Source organism: Pseudoalteromonas sp. Angola-7, from assembly GCF_028599255.1.
Taxonomy (GTDB): domain Bacteria; phylum Pseudomonadota; class Gammaproteobacteria; order Enterobacterales; family Alteromonadaceae; genus Pseudoalteromonas; species Pseudoalteromonas atlantica.
Genome location: NZ_JAQREL010000004.1, coordinates 156,891 through 176,200, shown reverse-complemented (window position 1 = coordinate 176,200; position 19,310 = coordinate 156,891). Strand labels below are relative to the sequence as shown.

Sequence of the window (19,310 nt, the reverse complement as noted above, 5' to 3'; positions counted from 1 at the left end):
GTACAATATATCCACAATATTAAGTGAATATTACATTTAATTTAGTTTGTTAATAATATTCTTCAAGTAAATGCGGCATATACACATAAAAAAAAGCTCATTTAGCTTTATATAGTGAAAAATCATTAGACTTTGAAGGTAGATTTTGTTGGAGAGAGCCTAAACATAAAGTTTAGAACATGATGAATAAATATAAATATTTACCCATAATTTGAGGTACACATTAACGGCAACGCTTGTTGCCGTTAATTTAAAATGTAGGCTATTGAGGAACTCTTACAACCCCTTCCATAAGTACACGAGCACTTCGGCTCATACTTGCTTTGGTAACTTGCCAGTCGCCCTTTATATTTTTAGCTTCAGCGCCAACTTTTAGCGTGCCCGAGGGGTGACCAAAGTTAACTTCATTTAACGCGCCGCCACCAGCAGCTATATTTACAAGCGTACCTTCTATGGCAGCGGCCGTACCAATAGCAACTGCGGCTGTACCCATCATGGCATGGTGCAGCTTGCCCATCGACATAGCGCGTACTAATAAGTTAATACTGTTTGCACTAATATGCTTATTACTCGACGAAGTGTAGTCTAAAGGCCCTGCAACAAATGCCACTTTAGGTGTGTGTTGGCGAGCTTGTGCTTCGTTAATATTAGTAATTAACCCCATTTTTACTGCGCCATAGGCACGAATAGTTTCGAGCTTTTCAAGTGCGGCAACATTATTATTTATATCATCTTGTAGCTCAGTGCCGGTATAGCCAATATCATTTGCATTAATAAATACAGTAGGAATACCTGCGTTGATCATGGTGGCTTTTAAAGTGCCAACACCCGGTACTTCTAAATCATCCACTACATTGCCTGTTGGAAATAACGCGCCTTCTCCATCGGCTGGGTCTAAAAACTCAAGCTTTACCTCGGCGGCAGCAAAGGTAACACCGTCGAGCTCAAAATCACCGGTTTCTTGTACTTCACCATTGGTCATAGGGACATGAACGAAAATACTTTTTTTAATATTAGCCTGCCACACACGCACAATAGCAACGCCGTTTTCGGGCACTGTGCTTTTATCAACTAAGCCATTCGTTATTGCAAATGCGCCTACAGCCGAAGTTAAATTACCGCAGTTACCGCTCCAATCTACAAACGGCTTATCAATAGCCACTTGCCCAAATAAATAATCAACATCGTGGTTAGGTTGCTCACTTTTACTTAAAATCACTGTTTTACTGGTACTTGATGTAGCACCGCCCATGCCATCGGTTTGTTTGCCGTATGGGTCGGGGCTGCCTATAACACGTAGTAATAAATTATCGCGCGCCTCACCTGCCACTTGGGCAGGTTTGGGTAAATCGGTTAATTTAAAAAACACGCCTTTACTGGTGCCGCCCCGCATGTAAGTTGCTGGTACTTTAATTTGTGGTTTAAACATACTGCACGCTCCTTATGCTGATTGCGTTGCTTCTAAAAAGTCTTGTGCAAAACGCTGTAATACACCACCAGCAGCATAAATAGAAAGCTCCTCTTGCGTATCAAGTCGGCACTTCATAGGTACCGTTAGTACCTCACCATTTTTACGCGTAATCACCAAATCAATGGTAGCGCCAGGTATTGGCTCGCCTTTTACATCAAAGCTTTCGCTGCCATCAATGTTAAGCGTTTTGCGGGTAGTGCCTGGTTTAAATTCAAGCGGTAAAACACCCATACCAATTAAGTTAGTACGGTGTATGCGCTCAAATCCTTCTGCGGCTATCACTTCTACGCCTGCAAGCCTTACACCTTTTGCAGCCCAATCGCGAGACGAGCCTTGGCCATAGTCAGCACCTGCTACAATTATTAGCGGCTGTTTACGCTGCATATAAGTTTCTATTGCTTCCCACATACGGGTATTAGTGCCTTGAGGTTCTAAACGCGCGTATGAACCTTGTTTAACTTCGCCGTTTTCATCAAGCACCATTTCATTTAACAATTTAGGGTTTGCAAACGTGGCACGCTGCGCTGTTAAGTGATCGCCTCGGTGCGTTGCGTACGAGTTAAAGTCTTCTTCTGGGACATTCATTTTAGTTAAGTATTCACCTGCGGCACTGCTTGCCATAATTGCGTTTGATGGCGATAAATGATCCGTTGTAATATTATCGCCAAGTACAGCAAGCGCGCGCATGCCGGTCATGGTGCGTTCACCTGCAAGTGCGCCTTCCCAATATGGCGGGCGGCGAATATAAGTACTTTGCTCGCGCCAGTTATAAAGTGGGTCGTTGTCTTCACCATAATCTACGGTTAAATCAAACATAGGCTCGTATACTTTTTTAAATTGCTCTGGCTTTACGCTTTGTTTTATTACTTCGTCTATTTCTTCATCGCTTGGCCATAAATCTTTTAGCGTTATATTGTTGCCGTTTTGATCTTGACCTAAACTATCTTTTTCAATATCAAAACGAATAGTACCGGCAATAGCATAAGCCACCACTAATGGCGGTGACGCTAAAAATGCTTGCTTAGCATATGGATGAATACGCCCATCAAAGTTACGATTGCCCGAAAGCACCGCTGTTGCGTATAAATCGCGATCGATTACTTCTTTTTGAATAACAGGGTCAAGTGCGCCGCTCATGCCGTTACAGGTAGTACAGGCAAAACCCACAATACCAAAACCGAGCTTTTCAAGCTCTGGGAGTAAGTTTGCCTCTTCAAGGTAAGATTGCACCGCTTTAGAACCCGGCGCTAAAGAGGTTTTAACCCACGGTTTACGCATTAAGCCTTTGGCATTTGCATTACGAGCAATAAGCCCTGCAGCAATCACGTTTCGTGGGTTACTGGTGTTAGTACAACTGGTAATAGCAGCAATAATACACGCGCCATCTGGCATTAATCCTTCCTCGTTTTCAACTTTGCCTGATATACCTTCTTTCGCTAAATCGCTTGTTGATACACGACGATGGGGATTTGAAGGCCCAGCAATATTGCGTCCAACGCTTGATAAATCAAAGGTCAAAACACGCTCATACTTTGCAGTTTTTAAACTATCGCTCCAAAGGCCTGTCGTTTTAGCGTAGTTTTCTACAAGCGCTATTTGCTCTTCATCACGCCCTGTTAAACGCAAATAATCTATTGTTTTATCGTCTATATAAAACATTGCCGCAGTTGCACCAAATTCTGGCGTCATGTTTGAAATAGTTGCCCTATCGCCAAGGGTGAGTGCATCGGCGCCTTCGCCGTAAAATTCTAAATAGGTTGATACCACACGCTGAGCGCGTAAAAATTCGGTAATAGCCAGCACTATGTCGGTGGCGGTAATGCCAGGTTGGCGAGTGCCTGTAAGCTCAACACCGACAATGTCAGGCAGGCGCATGTACGAGGCGCGGCCAAGCATTACGCTTTCGGCTTCAAGCCCACCTACGCCTACAGCAATTACGCCAAGTGCATCAACATGCGGAGTGTGGCTGTCGGTACCTACTAAAGTATCGGGAAATGCAATGCCATCGCGGTTTTGAATAACCGGCGACATTTTTTCTAGGTTAATTTGATGCATAATGCCGTTACCAGGCGGTATAACATCAATATTTTTAAAGGCGGTTTTAGTCCAGTTTATAAAATGAAAACGGTCATCGTTGCGTCTATCTTCTATTGCACGGTTTTTTTCAAATGCGTCGGTCTCAAAGCCTGCGTGCTCTACCGCTAATGAGTGATCAACAATTAGCTGTGTAGGCACAACCGGATTTACTTTTGCTGGATCCCCGCCTTTTTCAGCAATGGCGTCGCGCAGGCCAGCTAAATCAACTAATGCAGTTTGGCCTAAAATATCGTGGCACACTACGCGCGCCGGATACCACGGAAAATCTAAATCTTGTTTGCGCTCAATAAGCTGATCAAGCGCATCGGTTAGCATATCTGGCTCACAGCGGCGCACTAAGTTTTCGGCAAGTACACGCGATGTGTAAGGCAATGTGGCATACGCGCTTGGCTTTATTGCATCTACCGCAGCTTGCGTGTCGTAGTAGTCTACATTTGAGCCGGGCAAGGGTTTTCGGTATTGGGTGTTATTAATTATGGTCATAATACATGTTCGCTAATAGGTGACGGGAAATAAAAAGGCGAAAAGGTGAGCGTGTTGCTCACCCTAAACCAATCCGCTTAATTAAGTTTTATTGCGGATTGGTATTATGCAATCAGCCTCTTGATTCAATTGGCGTGTAGCTGCGTGCGTCTGGCCCTGTGTAATCGGCACTTGGGCGAATAATACGGTTATTAGCACGCTGCTCTTTAACATGTGCAGTCCAGCCTGTAACACGGCTCATAACAAATATTGGCGTAAACAATTTGGTTGGAATATCCATAAAGTGATATGCCGATGCATGGAAAAAATCGGCATTACAAAACAGTTTTTTCTCGCGCCACATTACTTCTTCACACCTAACCGACACAGGGTAAAGCACATCATCACCCACCTCAGCCGCTAGTTTTTCAGAGAACTTTTTAATAATTATGTTACGTGGATCTGACTCGCGGTAAATAGCGTGGCCAAAGCCCATTATTTTATCTTTGCGCTCTAACATGCCCATAACTTCCTGCTCGGCGTGCTCTGCACTTGTAAAGTTTTGAATCATATCCATAGCGGCTTCGTTAGCACCACCATGAAGTGGCCCACGTAGCGTGCCAATAGCGCCCGTTACACAAGAATGAATATCAGACAAAGTAGATGCACACACGCGCCCCGTAAAGGTAGAAGCGTTAAACTCATGCTCTGCGTATAAAATTAGTGACACATTCATTACTTGAGCAAAAAGCTCGCTCGGTGCTTTGTCGTGTAATAAATTTAAAAAGTGCGCGCCTACTGAGTCGTCATCAGTTTGGGTTTCAATGCGAACGCCATCGTGTGTAAAGCGGTACCAATAACAAATAATGCTTGGGAACACCGCAACCATACGGTCAATCGCATCGTTTGCTTGGCTAAAATCAAGTTCCATTTCTAGGTTACCCAGCATAGAGCAACCGGTACGCATAACATCCATTGGGTGCGCGTCTTTAGGAATATTTTCAAGCACGGTTTTTAGTGCATCTGGCAGGCCACGTAAGCTTTTTAATTTAGCTTTATATTCAGCCAATTCACTGGCTGTTGGTAGCTCGCCGCGCGAAAGTAAAAAAGACACTTCTTCAAACTGCGCTTTTTCGGCAAGTTCGCTAATATCGTAACCACAATACGTTAAACCAGAGCCTGTTTGCCCTACTGTACATAATGCTGTTTGCCCTGCTACTTGGCCGCGTAAGCCTGCACCGCCTAATGCTTTATCTACCATGATCTTCTCCTATCTTAAATTTGTGTGTGTTATCTATTTTAATAGTTATTATTTGCCAGATTTTGATGAAAAAAGGTTATCAAGTGTGTTTTCGTATGTGTGGTAATCTAAAAAGTCGTATAACTCGGCGCGTGTTTGCATGTTCTCAATTTGGCTTTGCTGCGAGCCCTCATTTAAAATGGCAGAGTACACATTAAGCGCGGCTTTATTCATGGCTCTAAACGCACTAAGTGGGTAAAGCACCATTTCAACACCTACCTCGCTTAACTGCTCTTTTGTGTAAATAGGTGTTTGGCCAAATTCAGTAATGTTTGCCAAAATAGGAACATTAATCGCTTTTGCAAATGCTTGGTAATCGGCAAGGTCGTGCACGGCTTCTGCAAAAATTGCGTCTGCACCAGCCTCAACACAGGCAGCTGCGCGGTCAATCGCGGCACTTAAGCCTTCTTTTTGAAACGCATCGGTGCGGGCCATTATATAAAAGTCGTTATCGGTTTTAGCATCAACCGCCGCTTTAATGCGGTCAACCATTTCACCTTGGCTTACAATTTCTTTATTAGGGCGATGGCCACAACGCTTTTGCGCTACTTGGTCTTCAATATGAAAACCCGCCGCGCCTGCTTTGGTCATTTCTTTAACGGTCCGCGCAATATTAAACGCGCCGCCCCACCCTGTATCGGCATCTACAAGTAGTGGTAAATCGCTTGCACCGGTTATACGACGAATATCTTCAAGTACGTTATCAAGGCTGGTCATACCTAAATCAGGCATACCAAAAGAGGCATTTGCCACACCTGCACCAGAGAGATATATAGCTTGGTGGCCCATTTTTTCAGCCATCATAGCTGTGTAGGCATTAATAGTACCCACTACCTGCAATGGACGGTTATTAGCAATAGCCTGTTTAAATTTTAATCCTGCTGACATTACTTTCTCCTCACTTTGAACGGTTGCTACATGGAGTAACTTATAGTTTTAATCTTAAATTGTGACTGTTTTACTGATCTGCTAACATTTAGCTTTTAGCAGCTGCTTTTTGCGACTAAATACCAATCTGTATGTATATGGGGTCTATTTAACCCGCTAAATTGTTCGAATACTCATATTGGTTGGTATACATCAAATTTGGTTTGAATATTGGCTTGCGATGCACTAATGTGTCGCTTCATAAGCATTTCGGCGAGTTCACCATCGTGATTTTCTATTGCGTTAATAATGGCTAAATGCTCGTCAAACGCTTTAGATACACGCGGCCCCACCATACCCATTTGCACGCGGTACATACGAATTAATTGATAAAGCTCGTTACATAACAAATGGATTAAGTGTGCGTTTTTACTGCCTTTAATAATGCGATAATGAAAGTCTAAATCGCCTGCCTCTTGATAGTACGATTCGCCTTCTTTTACACGTTGTGTTTGCAAATGCTGATTAAGTAATTGCTTTAAGCCTTTAACTTCCTCGGGTTCCATATTGTCGGCAGCAAGCCTACATGCTAAGCCCTCAAGGGAACTACGAACCTGATACACTTCAATTAAGCGCTCGGCAGTAAGTGCCACTACACGGCAGCCTACATTGGCTTTACGCTCAACTAAATAACAGCTTTCTAAACGATTAAGTGCTTCTCTAAGCGTGGCACGGCTTACACCGTAGCGCTTTGCAAGCTCCGGCTCAGATATTTTGCTGCCTTGCTCTATGCTGCCTTCGACTATTTCGCGGCGCATATCTACAAACACTTGATCAGATGCTGTAGTAATAGGTGTATCGTTTAAAAAAGGTTGCGTCATGGCTTCATAAATAAATTGTCGACAATTGATGGGTTAACTATGTGCTTAATAAAAAAACATGTCAACCCTTAGCCCTACCTAAATGATTAAAAAACACACTTATTGTCGACACTGTTAATCTAAAGTCGTATATAACTGAGTTAAAAATACACTAAAACTACGATGTGTCGACATAGTACAAGCATACAAATGCAGTATTTAACTCTGAAAAAACACTTTAAAAGTGCTAATATCACGCTTTATTTTTTAATGTACGAGCCACCCGTGAACGCTAACACTTATATTCCTGAGCACTTTATTGACGACGTAAAAACCTACTTACCCGCTCATTTAAATTTAGATGACTTTATAGAAGCGTGCCGTCGCCCTTTAAGAAAGTCTATTCGTGTTAATACATTAAAAATAACAATTGAAGATTTTTTAAAACGTGCTGAGCAAAAAAATTGGCAACTTACACCTATACCTTGGTGTAATGAAGGTTTTTGGCTAGAACGTCCAAGCGATGAAGAACAAAATTTAGCACTAGGTAATACAGACCTACATTTAAGCGGCGCCATGTACGTGCAAGAGGCAAGCTCAATGCTGCCGCCTATGGCACTAAAACAAAGTATTGAAAACTCAGATTTACAAGATAATTACGTACTTGATATGGCATCAGCGCCTGGCTCTAAAACTTCGCAACTTGCCGCAATAATGAATAATCAGGGAGTACTTGTTGCCAACGAGCTTTCGTCATCACGCTTAAAGGTCCTTAGCGCTACGCTTAAGCGTATGGGCGTGGGTAACTGCGCGCTTTCGCATTTTGATGGAATAATATTTGGCAATTACATGTTTGAATGCTTTGATAGCATTTTACTCGATGCGCCCTGCTCTGGGGAAGGTACAGTGCGTAAAGACGCTGACGCACTTAAAAACTGGTCAATCGAATCAAATATAGATATTGCTCAAGTTCAAAAAGATTTAATAAAAAGCGCATTTTACGCATTAAAGCCAGGCGGAACGCTGGTGTATTCAACCTGTACGCTCACCCCGCTTGAAAACCAAAACGTATGCAACTATTTGCTTAGCGAATTTGGCGACTACATTGAGCCGCAATCACTAAGTGACTTATTTGAGGGCGCAGAAAAAGCAACAACCCCCGAGGGCTACTTACATGTATGGCCGCAAACGTTCGATAGTGAAGGTTTTTTTATTGCTAAATTTAAAAAACTAGCAAGTTGCGATAACCCTAACCAAACAGTAAAAAAAGGCGCGTTTCCGTTTAACGAGTTTGATAAAAAACAAACAACATCATTTATGAGCGAGCTTAAAAAACAATTTGGTTTAAAAGCCTTGCCAGGTAATTTAATGCAGCGCGATAAAGAACTCTGGTTATTCCCACAAGGGTTTGAAGCCGTGCAAAATAAAATTAAATACGCACGCTTAGGCATACAAATAGGCATCATCCATAAAAACGGAGTACGGCTCTCCCACGAATTTGCCACCGTGTTTGGCAATGAATGCAAAAGTAATACGTATGCTTTAACAAACGAGCAAGCAAACGACTACTTTAATGGAAAAGACATTCGCCTTGAAGAAGTAACAAAAGCAACCGGCGAAGTAGTACTAACCTTATGTGGCTGCCCAATCGGACTAGGTAAATGGCAAAAAATTAAGATAAAAAATTCTTTGCCACGCGACCTTGTGCAAAATACCCAGTTAATTGATTGGGTCGCCCCAGTTTAATATTTTATTAGAGAACAGTCTGTAATACTATATTTCAGTCAAATATTTTTAAGGGAATAAAATGAAAAAAAGATTCAAAGCGCTCGATGCCTTTAGAGGACTTTGTGCTATATCAGTAGTTTTGTATCACATGCATATTGTCGGCTCGATAACTGAACTCAGATTCTTTCAAGAAAGTGGTATCTTTGTAGAGTTTTTCTTTATCCTAAGTGGCTTTGTCCTGACACACGGTTACGGATATAAAAAAAACCTAAACTTTAAAACTTATTGTAAAGCTAGGTTCTTTAGAATCTATCCCCTACATTTTTTTATTTTAATGGTGTTTATAGCTTTTGAACTGATGAAACTAATTGCCACCAATTTTGGTGTATCATTCAACGGAGAGCCTTTTTCAGCCAAAACCGCGGTATCCGAAATCATACCAAATTTACTTCTCATACAATCTTGGACTCCATATACAGAACATCTTTCTTTTAACTTTCCTTCATGGAGTATAAGTATCGAGTTTTACATATACTTCTTATTTTTTTCTACTGTTGTTCTGTTTAGCAAATTTAAATTACTGATTTGGTTAACTGCATCCATATTTGCATTTTTACTAATCTACCTTAACTCAGAGTTGCTCACTAAGCAGGTCCTAAGTGGGCTATCATGTTTTTTTGGAGGCGCAATAACCTATAGTCTTTATAGAAAAATTTCCCACATAAAAATTCCATATGTCTTTGGAAGTACTTTTGAATTAACATTATTAGTAAGCATTGTTTTTGTAGTTCAGGAGCAATTTGAATTAAAGCTTATTATTGCTCCGCTACTTTTTTTGCTTACAGTATTGCTATTTTCTTTCGAGGCTGGTGTTATATCTAAGGTTTTAAAAATTAAACCACTTCAACTTACTGGCCAACTCTCTTACTCAATATATATGACCCACGCTGCAATACTATTTCTTGTGGCAGCAGTAACTCTAGTTTTTAAAAAACTAACGGGGCTTGAGGTAGTGAAAACTATAAACTCTTTAAAATACATAGACCTTGGCAATACATATATAAACAACTTAGTAGTTGTAATAATATTAGCAGTGGTAATTATCACATCAAAATTTACATATAAATATATAGAGCTTTGGGGTTTGAATTTAAATAAAAGAACATAACAGATATAGAAAATGTTAAGCCATAGTTTACGTGTTATATGGCTTAACAATTATTTTACAATCATTAAATGAACTTACTTTATATGTTATTTCGTCAAAACTCTAAAAAATCTAAAGGTAATCGTTCACCGAAAAACTCTTCACCAGAGCTAGATAAATGGTCACCATCACTCCAAAGAAGATATTCACACGTCATAAAGTCTTCTGGAAAAGTATAATTCATAACCTTATTTTGAGATGAAAATTTAATATAATCGAAAGCCGATGCTTCGTTTGACATTGCTTTATCTAACTCGTTAAAAATTAATTTGTGACCATCGCGTAAACTAAATCCATAGTCACAACCTTTACTAAGTACTTGTTGAGAAGAAAAATGTGGCTCAACCCTGCTACCGAACCAAGTTACTGGTATTACCTCACTAATTTCAGCTAAATAATACGAAACTTGCTTAACATACTCTTCATTAATGCCAATGTTTTCAACTTTATCTGTCAAAGCTAACTTATTGAACATCTCTCGGTTACCTTTATTATTATTTTCATCTAAAAACAAATAAAAGCCAGCTTGCTCGTAAATAATGTGTTCAAAAATATGGCTATTATCAATTAGAAAGTTTTTAATCGCTAAGTAATGCTCTTGACAATCTTCTCTCTGTGTATGGGGTCTACAACCTTGTGTGTTCGTTATTCCTACAATAAAGTCATTTTCAAACGCAGTTGAAACCATACCAAAAAGATCTCTAGAGTGGCTATCTCCGAGAATTAAAACACCAGGATCATGAATTAAAGCACATTGCCTTAGCCTTACTTTCATTGCATCTGTTAAGGATTGACTATTGAAATTGCATTCAGAAAAATTTTGCTTTCCTTCTGAGCTAACTCCCCAATCATCGTTTTCTTTATCTTTATTAAACAAGAGGGAATATGTTTTATACTCTATTTTATCAAGATTATTCAGCCAATAATTACTTCCCTTATTTACAACAACGCTTGAAGCTAACGCACTTATAAATATAATCATGTACAAAGGCTTGCATTTCAAGTAAGCCTTTGTATCCTTAAATACACTATTAAACCTAACTCTTTCAATATATCTATTACTGATAAAACCTAACAATACAGAAAGTGCTATTCCTAAGTAGATGTACTTATCGTCTAGTGTGTAATAATAAATACCAACAACTAACGGCCAATGCCATAAATATATTGAGTATGACCATGCACCTACCTTTTGAAATACTACATTCCCTGTGATAAAGCTCTTATCGCGAGCTGACAAAATAACAAAATAGGCTCCCAAAACAGGAAATAAAGCTGCATATCCAGGCCATGCATCTTCTTTGGAAACGAAAAAATAGGAACCCATAATTAGCATCAAACCTAATCGTTCTAAAAGTTTTTTATTATTGTTACTGATTACTATTGGGAATAAATAAGCCACACCACCTATCATCATCTCCCATGCCCTGGTAGGTAATAAATAATAAGAAGCATTTGGCCAATTAAAACTGGCAAAAACACAAAATACAAAACCCAAAAAGGTTGCTAGTACAATTAAATACTCCATTAGTTTAACCGATGTGAACTTATGAATTAAAACCAATACAAGTGGATAAATTATATAAAACTGCCACTCAACTGAAAGTGACCAAGTATGGAGTAACCACTTTTCGTGAGATGCGGCGTCAAAATACCCCGCTTCAGTCCAATAAGTAATGTTTGATAAAAAACTAATGCTACTCAAAGCATGTTTACCAAGAAGCTGATAATCTAAGGGGGGCAGATAGAGCCAGCCAAAAAGGAGCAAAATAAAGCAAAGTACAGCCAGCGCTGGAATTATTCTATTAGCCCTCGCAACATAAAAGCGTGTTACAGAAAAGTTTTTTTGCTATAACCCATTAAATATTATGCCAGTCATTAAAAAGCCTGATATAACAAAAAACACATCAACCCCAGCAAAACCACCTGGCAACCAAGCTGAATTAAAATGAAATAACACAACACCTATAACTGCAATAGCTCTAAGTCCGTTTATATCGCGCCTGAATTTCATACAGCCCAACCCCTTAGTTATGATTATAATTATTAAGCCTAATTTACTACACTATCTAGGTTGAGATTGCTTATGAAAGAACTTTTTGTAGTTAGAAATCAAACTGCCTATAAAACATGCAATTGTTAAATTAATAACTATACTCATGAGTACTTTCTCTTCTCCCTAAAGAATTGTGAAAGTGTATTTAGTTAGCGCAAGGCTCAACTAAGAGCCATTTGTAGCCCAGAGCTGTTAGTGGCTCTGGGCGTTTTTATTTGCAGTTTTTTTTGTAAATGTAACGCTGTTTAACTTGTTCAAACGATTTACCAAATTGTAGTGATAAGCAAAGCGTTGGCATTACATTTAGCTTAGTGGCTATTTTATACACCTTATTAAACCTATAACCATATTGAGCTGCTACACTAAGAGACTTAACATATTGAGCCTTAAACTCAGGTGGTAAATGCTGCCAATTAGCTAAGGCTATTTGTATAACTCCTAAGTGCACGTTTAGCTTATAAGGGCCGGTGTTTAATGCATTATTTATATATTCGAATACCTGTTCATTAGGCCCGTGTTCATTGCTGGCAACTTGTGCCAACAATATCCACGATTCAGCCCAAGAAGCACGTAATTTAATAGAGTTTAGTAAACTTTCCTCAGCACTTTTATATACGGGTAAAGCATTTACAACATCGTCTTGCTCATTATCTAAACTTAGCAGATTAAGATACGCTAAAAAGTGCCAGTAATGGGCTTGATGTGGTTCTAACGTTAAAGCTAATTTTATCGATTTTGTAGCTTGCTGAACTTGGGATTTTTGTTCATTAATTGAGTTGGTTGGATTTTCTACTACTGCGTGAGCTAGGTTTAATGCGTTAAAATACCAGGAGTTTGCACGCATACTCTGCACCGAAGAATAACTAATAGTTACTATTAACACCGCCAATAAAATAATATGTGAGTGTTTAATAGTTTTTAAGTTAATCACTAAATAGAGCCTCTGTAAGCTTGACGGGGTTAGCTACAAATAAAGCATGTGCTTCAGCAGGCCCTATTAAATCACGTACTGTTTGCTTAGCTTTACTTAGTATGGGGGGTCTACGCTTAACTGAATGGGCATCACTAGCAACATAGCTAACCCATCCTTTTTTAAGCATGTTAGTACTAATAATTTGGGCTTGCTCGCCCCACTCACCCTGTATACTTGAAGCGGTTAGCTGAAATTCACATCCTAGTTGCTTTAGGCGCTCAATATAATACGGGTTTGCTTGAATATCTCGATTTCGTTCAGGGTGTGGAATAATTGGCTTAATGTTATTTTTAAATAGCCATTTTATAAATTGGTCAACCCCTTGAGGTACGTGCGAATGAGGTAGCTCTAACAATAAATAATTAGTGTTATTAATTTTACCTATAAAAGGAAGCTTATTATTCATAATAAGGCTCATTAACTCTATATCAAGCCTAACCTCGGCAGCTACAGCAAGTTTAATATTTATACCTGCGGCATTAGCTTCTTTTTTTAAATTTTCGATATTGCTTTGAAGAAGTGAGAGCGAGTTATTAAATCGCCCTATATGTATATGAGGAGTTGCAACCATGTGTGTTATTCCATCACTTTGCGCGATTTTTAATAGAGCTAAAGATTCATTTAAATCTTTAGCTCCATCATCAATACCAGGCAAAATATGTGAATGAATATCGATCATTTTGGTACTTAAATTATACTTTCGGTTGCTCAGGCTTTTGAGAATAGTCATGGTAATCGTAATAACCATAACTATGCTCATCAGCCGACTTACTCATATCAACTTGGTTTAGAACCACACCAGCAACGTGCGCTTTAGATTCAAACAACCTTTCTAGGCCTGCTTTAATAGGTTTAATACGGGTAACATCAGATTTAACAACATATATTACCGAGTCAGCACTTTGCGAAATAACAAGCGCATCACTAACGGCTTGCGTAGGTGGCGTATCAATAATTATATAGTCATACTTAGTTTTAAGTATTTCTAGTAACTCTACATAACGAGAGTTAGATAAAAGCTCTAAAGGGTTACCCGGTATTTGCCCGCTAGGCATAATTGCTACACCAGATTGCCCATCAATATGAACACATTCACTGAACTGCTCTGTACCCGTTATTAAATTAGTTAACCCTGGGTGATAAACAGGTATTTCAAAACGTTTAGCTATGCTTGGTTTACGTAAATCACCGTCAATGAGTAGTACTTTACCCATTTGGGCCAATGAAATAGCTAAGTTAGAAGCTGTAGTTGTTTTTCCCTCACCTGGTGAGGTAGAGGTTACCGCAATAATTTTATGAGCTTTGTCGAGTTGAGTTAATAACAAGCTAGTTCTAAATGTACGTACTGACTCAGCAAAACGCCTGTATGTGTCGTCAAGGTACGCATGAATGGGTAATACACTTTTTCTTGGTAAAGCTACCTGAGGTATTAACCCAAGCATGCGCTGAGCAATTTTATACTCAACATCCACTTTGTTTTTTACAGTATCATTTAAAATATCAAAGATAAAACTCATCACAACACCAAATACAAGGCTTATAAAAAATACTAACGTTACTATTAGCTTTTTGTTAGGCTTACTTGGTGTCATTGATGCGAAAGCGCGGTCAGTAAAACGAGCAGCAGCAGAGCTAAAGTCGCTAGTCACCTCAGTTTCTTTAGAACGAGATAAAAAAGTATTAAAAATATTACGGTTAGTTTCTACTTCACGTTTTAACTGGTTGTATTCGGTTTCTTTACGAGTTATGTCTTGGTATTCAGCCCGTATTTTTTTTACATCGTTTTCTAATGTATTAGCCGTGCGAGTTGCACGTCTTAGCTCTTTTTCAATGCCCGTAATTAAACCTGCAACCTGCTTATTAAGGTTGGTTTTAACTGTTAAAAGTTCTGCCTTAGCTGAAATAATATTAGGATGCTTAGGGCCATAAACTTCACTTAGCTCGCTTAGTTTACGCTCTACTGCTATAACGTCTCTTTTTGCATCTTGAATAACACTATGGTTGGTAATTTCAGGCATGCTACCGAGTGTGTCAATATCGTAATCGCCAAACTCATTAATTACACGATTAATGCTTTGTAAGTTATTTTTTTCGTTTCGAGCAACTACTAGCTGTTGCGATATTTGCTCTAGCTCTTGAGTAGCTAAGCCTGCGATACCTTCTATATCAACTAGCTGCTGGGCTTCTCTAAATGCTTGCAAGCGAGCCTCTGAATCATCTAGTTGTATACGCAATTGTGAAAGGCGTGTATTTAGCCAGCTAGATGCTTGTTGAGTGATACCCATTTTAGCGCGCATTTGGCTTTCTATATAAACGTCCCCTACGGTGTTAGCAACCATGGCAGAAAGCTTAGGATCGCTCGACTCATAGCTAATTCTAACAAGCTGAGTATTACTAATAGGTTCAATACTCAACCTGCTTTTATATATGCTAAGTAAAAAAAGCATTTTTTGTTCAGCTTGTTCTTCAGGGGATAATTGATGTGACTCTTTATTATTTAAAAAAGGTAAAAGAGTTTTTAAATAGGATTTAACCTCACCCATTAAGCTCTGTTTTGGGATAAAATCAGGGTGGTTTTCTAAGTTAAGCTTAGTTATAACCTCTTTACCAATACTATCTGATTTTAAAACCTCAAACTGTGTTAAATAATATTCTTTTTTAGTGGTGTCTAACCCATAAATTTCTTCAAAACTTACAGCCTTAGTTTGCTCAGATTCAATAAGTAAAGTAGCTGTAGATTTGTATTGTGGTATCAAGGTTAAGGTAAACATTATAGTTAACAGGGTAACCACAACAGAAAAAAATAATATGCGCCACTTTGCCTTTGATACAACTTTAAAATAAGAAGTTAAATCAATAACCTCTTCATCATTTATTTTAATTGACTCTTTATTTACTTGGTTCATTTATACTGCCTTTAAACAACTTAAAACAAGCGTTGTTCTATTTTTATTGTATCGCCTGCTGCAATCTGGCTATTTAAAGTGCCTTTTTGTTGCTGCTGTTTAGTTTGCTCTTTAAATATAAAAATTTTATCTACCGATGCGCGCTCAGTTAAGCCACCGGCAAGCGCTACCGCTTGGTTAACCGTCATAGCAGGTTGATACGGGTAAGCACCTGGCGCTTTAACTTCACCGTGAATATAAAATGGTCTATATTCCACTACCTGTGCATACACGTTTGGGTTTATTAAGTAATCTGGTTTCAAACCCCTGCTTATAGCTTGTTCAACCTGCGAAATAGTTAATCCCGTTAGGGTAATTTTACCTAAAAATGGGTAATTAATTTCACCGCGGTTACCAAGTAAAGCGCTTACCTCAAGGTCGGGCTCACCAAAAACTTTAATTTCAACTTTATCGCCAGGGCCTAAAACATAATCTTTTGCGGTTTGTGCCAAACAGGCATTACTTAATAAAACAATGGCAATGCCTAAAATATACTTCAACTTCATTAATTATTAGCCCTAAGTGCAAACGTAAAGTTAATGCCAACAATAACACGATCAAATGGGATCGTGGGTTGGTTAGAATTTTTGTCTATAAAGTCTACGTAAGTAGAAATCATACCATAATTACTCGCATTATAATTTAAACCTAAGCGGGCACTTTTAGTGGTATCTTTACGGCCAACATCGCCAGTGTACTGCTCATCAATGTAACCTAAGCCAACAAGTGTACTTAAGTAGTCGTTCCAATTGTGAGTCCAATTTGCACGGTAAGTACTTTCTTTAATGTAGTCACCTTCAAGTAGTGGGTCTTTAGCAGCACGGCTGGTAGTAAATTCAAAGGTAGAATACGTTAAAGGCTGCCATGTCACCCCAGCTTCCCAACTAAGGCCACTAAAGCTTTCGCGCTGAGAGTCGCTAAAATCTTTATTTTGATAACCCACTTTAAAAGAACCAGATGTTAAAGATGTTGCATCCCACTCAAAACCAATTAACGCAGTGAGTGTTTCAGAATCGCGCGAAACACCACTAAGTTCTAGCACATCGTACACATAATCTTCGTTTTTCAACTCAGCTAAAACGCGAGTTGAAGCCTTTGTATTATAATATACCGTTGCCCCTAAAAGAGACTTGTCGTAGTCGCGGTACTGAGATGTTTCTCTAAAGTTTTGGTATTTTTTATTATAAAAACCAGCTTCCAATGCAACTTGCGCTTTAGACGACGGCGCACCATACTCGTAACCAGCTATTACTTCTTGTTGTTGATATTTTATTAGTTCATCAACAATATCGGCCAAGCCTTCAGTTAAGCCTGTTCCACGTGGTTCATAAAGCCAATCGGCGGTTGCGTTTACATCAACCCTATGCTTGCTTGTAAATTCTTTATGTATGCCCGCACCTACATTAACTTGTGTAAAGTTGTCAACAGTATCTTTATTGTGTAAAGAACTACTGGTGCCCAAGTTTAGTGTGTAAGAATCAGGGCCATCATCAATAGCGGCTTTAACCTTTGGCGTGATAGTCCAAATTAGGCGCGACTCTTCGTTACTTGGAGTGTTAAAAAAGTTATCGTTACTGCTCATGCCAAGTGTGAGGGTGGGCGTTATTTCAGCGCCATCTTGGGTCATAAAACTGCCTGGTTCAAGCTGTGCATACACTGGAGAAGCTGTACATATAGCAAGGCACAAAATTGATTTTGCGATATTTTTAGTAGGCATTATCATTTTTAAATCCTTTAAAAATTGTCATAAAAATAATTTTTACATCTAACCATAAAGACCAATGTTTAATATAGTGCAGGTCAAATTCAACGCGTTTTTCCATTTTATTTAGGGTGTCGGTTTCACCGCGCCAACCATTAATTTGTGCCCAGCCTGTAATGCCAGGTTTAGCTTTGTGCCTAAACATATAAAAGTCTACTTTTTTGCGATATTCCTCATTATGAGCAACAGCGTGAGGCCTTGGCCCTACAATCGACATATCACCTTTAAGCACATTTATAAATTGCGGTAGCTCATCTAAGCTAGTGCGGCGCAAAAAGCCACCAAGCGGAGTAATTCGCGCGTCATTTTTTGTAGCTTGGGTTACTACATCGCTATTTTCAGTTACCGTCATAGACCTAAATTTCCACACCTTTATGCGTCTTCCATCAAGTCCATACCTATCTTGTTTAAAAATAACTGGGCCTCTAGAGGTAAACTTAACCGCAAATGCAATGGCTATTAAAATAGGTGAAATCAACAATAAAATAATAGAGGCAACAACTATGTCCTCAGTGCGTTTTATAAATTCTCGCGCACCTATAAATGGCGATTCAAAAACACTTAGCGTATCCACGTCGCCAACATGCTCTATGCGCGCATGTATAAGGTTAGAAAGTAAAAAGTCAGGGATAATATGTACATCAACCGTAGTATCGCCAAGCTGCGATAATATTTCGGCTATACGCTTATCGGCCTTCATTGGGAGTGCTATGTATAAAACGCTTATATCGCCGCTTCTGGCTGCATCAACAGCATGTTGTATTTTGCCAGCAAGCTCATGTTTTTTAGAGTTTTCAAACAAACGCTCTGGTTTACGGTCGTCGTAAAAGCCTAAAAACTTAAAGCCCAGCTCATCATTTTTAGTGATTTCATCGTATAAATAAACGGCAGACTCTGTAGCACCAATAATTGCAACATTACGAAGATTCATACCTAACTTTCGGCGGTTTCTTTTATATGTATGCACCACTAATCGCCAAGCATATAAAAATGTAACGCTTAGTAAAAACCATAAGCCTAAACCAATACGCGAAAAGTCATCGGTAAATTTAAACGCAAACGACACAAAAAATAAAAACGTAAAAGCAACAGCCAATGAGCCCCAAGCGCACAGCACCATAGTTTTAAATTTACCAGCCCGCCAGGAACGGTAAGTAGAAAACAACTCCGCACTGTACATATAGCTTAAAGCAACACTTAATATTGCAACCATGTAAAAGGGGGTAAGTTCAAAGCCATAAAATAACGCTGAACACTGAAAAGCTAAAAACAGGGCAAAAATATCGAATAAACGGTAAAAATTTGCATCAGACGAACCGGAAGGTTTAAACGTCCTTGAAGATGTCATACTATTAATCCTTATAGCTATCTTATAAGTGGATAAAGCACCACAAAACTATGAATAAATAATATCGTATTGCTACTAAGTATTCAATGCCATTAACCTATTAAACTAAATTAACTATAGCAAAAAAAATCGCCACCACCCCATAATTGCAAAAAGCAAAACAAAAATAAACACACTACACAAACACAAACACACTAAACAAATTATTTAATAATTATGCAACATTCCGTTAAT

14 protein-coding genes and 1 pseudogene are annotated in these 19,310 nt (G+C 39.0%); 2 read left to right on the top strand and 13 right to left on the bottom strand.

Going from position 1 to position 19,310, the window contains the following annotated elements:
* Nucleotides 1-262: 262 nt before the first annotated feature.
* The 5 genes from prpF to PSH50_RS07845 form a co-directional block, all read right to left on the bottom strand.
* Nucleotides 263-1,429, bottom strand: coding sequence for a 2-methylaconitate cis-trans isomerase PrpF (gene prpF, locus PSH50_RS07865; protein WP_273609495.1), 1,167 nt, complete (start codon nucleotides 1,427-1,429; stop codon nucleotides 263-265).
* Between the two features lie 12 nt (nucleotides 1,430-1,441).
* A complete protein-coding gene (gene acnD / locus PSH50_RS07860) occupies nucleotides 1,442-4,051 on the bottom strand; it encodes a Fe/S-dependent 2-methylisocitrate dehydratase AcnD (protein ID WP_273609494.1) in 2,610 nt (869 codons plus the stop codon).
* A 112-nt stretch (nucleotides 4,052-4,163) separates the two neighbouring features.
* Entirely contained in the window at nucleotides 4,164-5,291 is a 1,128-nt protein-coding gene (gene prpC / locus PSH50_RS07855; RefSeq protein WP_273609493.1) for a 2-methylcitrate synthase, read from the bottom strand.
* Nucleotides 5,292-5,339: 48 nt separating this feature from the next.
* Complete coding sequence (gene prpB / locus PSH50_RS07850) at nucleotides 5,340-6,218, bottom strand: methylisocitrate lyase (RefSeq protein WP_089347397.1); 879 nt, start codon at nucleotides 6,216-6,218, stop codon at nucleotides 5,340-5,342.
* Between the two features lie 173 nt (nucleotides 6,219-6,391).
* The gene (locus PSH50_RS07845) at nucleotides 6,392-7,078 is read right to left on the bottom strand and encodes a GntR family transcriptional regulator (protein WP_273609492.1); all 687 of its coding nucleotides are present in this window, start codon (nucleotides 7,076-7,078) and stop codon (nucleotides 6,392-6,394) included.
* 264 nt (nucleotides 7,079-7,342) lie between these two features.
* Here PSH50_RS07845 and rsmF point away from each other — a divergent pair, with 264 nt between their 5' ends.
* Entirely contained in the window at nucleotides 7,343-8,803 is a 1,461-nt protein-coding gene (gene rsmF / locus PSH50_RS07840; protein ID WP_273609491.1) for a 16S rRNA (cytosine(1407)-C(5))-methyltransferase RsmF, read from the top strand.
* Between the two features lie 61 nt (nucleotides 8,804-8,864).
* A complete protein-coding gene (locus PSH50_RS07835) occupies nucleotides 8,865-9,953 on the top strand; it encodes an acyltransferase (RefSeq protein ID WP_273609490.1) in 1,089 nt (362 codons plus the stop codon).
* 94 nt (nucleotides 9,954-10,047) lie between these two features.
* Here PSH50_RS07835 and PSH50_RS07830 read toward each other — a convergent pair whose 3' ends face one another.
* The 8 genes and pseudogenes from PSH50_RS07830 to PSH50_RS07790 all read right to left on the bottom strand — a co-directional run bounded on the left by PSH50_RS07830 (nucleotide 10,048) and on the right by PSH50_RS07790 (nucleotide 19,076).
* A complete protein-coding gene (locus PSH50_RS07830) occupies nucleotides 10,048-10,767 on the bottom strand; it encodes an SGNH hydrolase domain-containing protein (RefSeq protein ID WP_273609519.1) in 720 nt (239 codons plus the stop codon).
* A 309-nt stretch (nucleotides 10,768-11,076) separates the two neighbouring features.
* Nucleotides 11,077-12,006 (bottom strand): annotated as a pseudogene (locus PSH50_RS07825) (acyltransferase family protein); the annotation flags it as partial.
* Nucleotides 12,007-12,259: 253 nt separating this feature from the next.
* Nucleotides 12,260-12,979 (bottom strand): VpsP family polysaccharide biosynthesis protein, encoded by a 720-nt coding sequence (locus PSH50_RS07815; RefSeq protein ID WP_273609488.1) that lies wholly within the window; start codon nucleotides 12,977-12,979, stop codon nucleotides 12,260-12,262.
* Nucleotides 12,972-13,700 carry a tyrosine-protein phosphatase gene (locus tag PSH50_RS07810; protein ID WP_273609487.1) on the bottom strand — a complete coding sequence of 243 codons (729 nt, stop codon included), beginning with the start codon at nucleotides 13,698-13,700 and terminating at the stop codon, nucleotides 12,972-12,974. The genes PSH50_RS07815 and PSH50_RS07810 overlap by 8 nt, the downstream gene beginning before the upstream one ends.
* Nucleotides 13,701-13,713: 13 nt before the next feature.
* Nucleotides 13,714-15,927 (bottom strand): polysaccharide biosynthesis tyrosine autokinase, encoded by a 2,214-nt coding sequence (locus PSH50_RS07805; RefSeq protein ID WP_273609486.1) that lies wholly within the window; start codon nucleotides 15,925-15,927, stop codon nucleotides 13,714-13,716.
* A gap of 20 nt (nucleotides 15,928-15,947) precedes the next feature.
* A complete protein-coding gene (locus PSH50_RS07800) occupies nucleotides 15,948-16,472 on the bottom strand; it encodes a polysaccharide biosynthesis/export family protein (RefSeq protein WP_273609485.1) in 525 nt (174 codons plus the stop codon).
* Nucleotides 16,472-17,689 (bottom strand): outer membrane beta-barrel protein, encoded by a 1,218-nt coding sequence (locus tag PSH50_RS07795; protein WP_273609484.1) that lies wholly within the window; start codon nucleotides 17,687-17,689, stop codon nucleotides 16,472-16,474. The genes PSH50_RS07800 and PSH50_RS07795 overlap by 1 nt, the downstream gene beginning before the upstream one ends.
* A complete protein-coding gene (locus PSH50_RS07790) occupies nucleotides 17,673-19,076 on the bottom strand; it encodes an undecaprenyl-phosphate glucose phosphotransferase (RefSeq protein ID WP_273609483.1) in 1,404 nt (467 codons plus the stop codon). The genes PSH50_RS07795 and PSH50_RS07790 overlap by 17 nt, the downstream gene beginning before the upstream one ends.
* Between the last annotated feature and the right edge of the window lie 234 nt (nucleotides 19,077-19,310).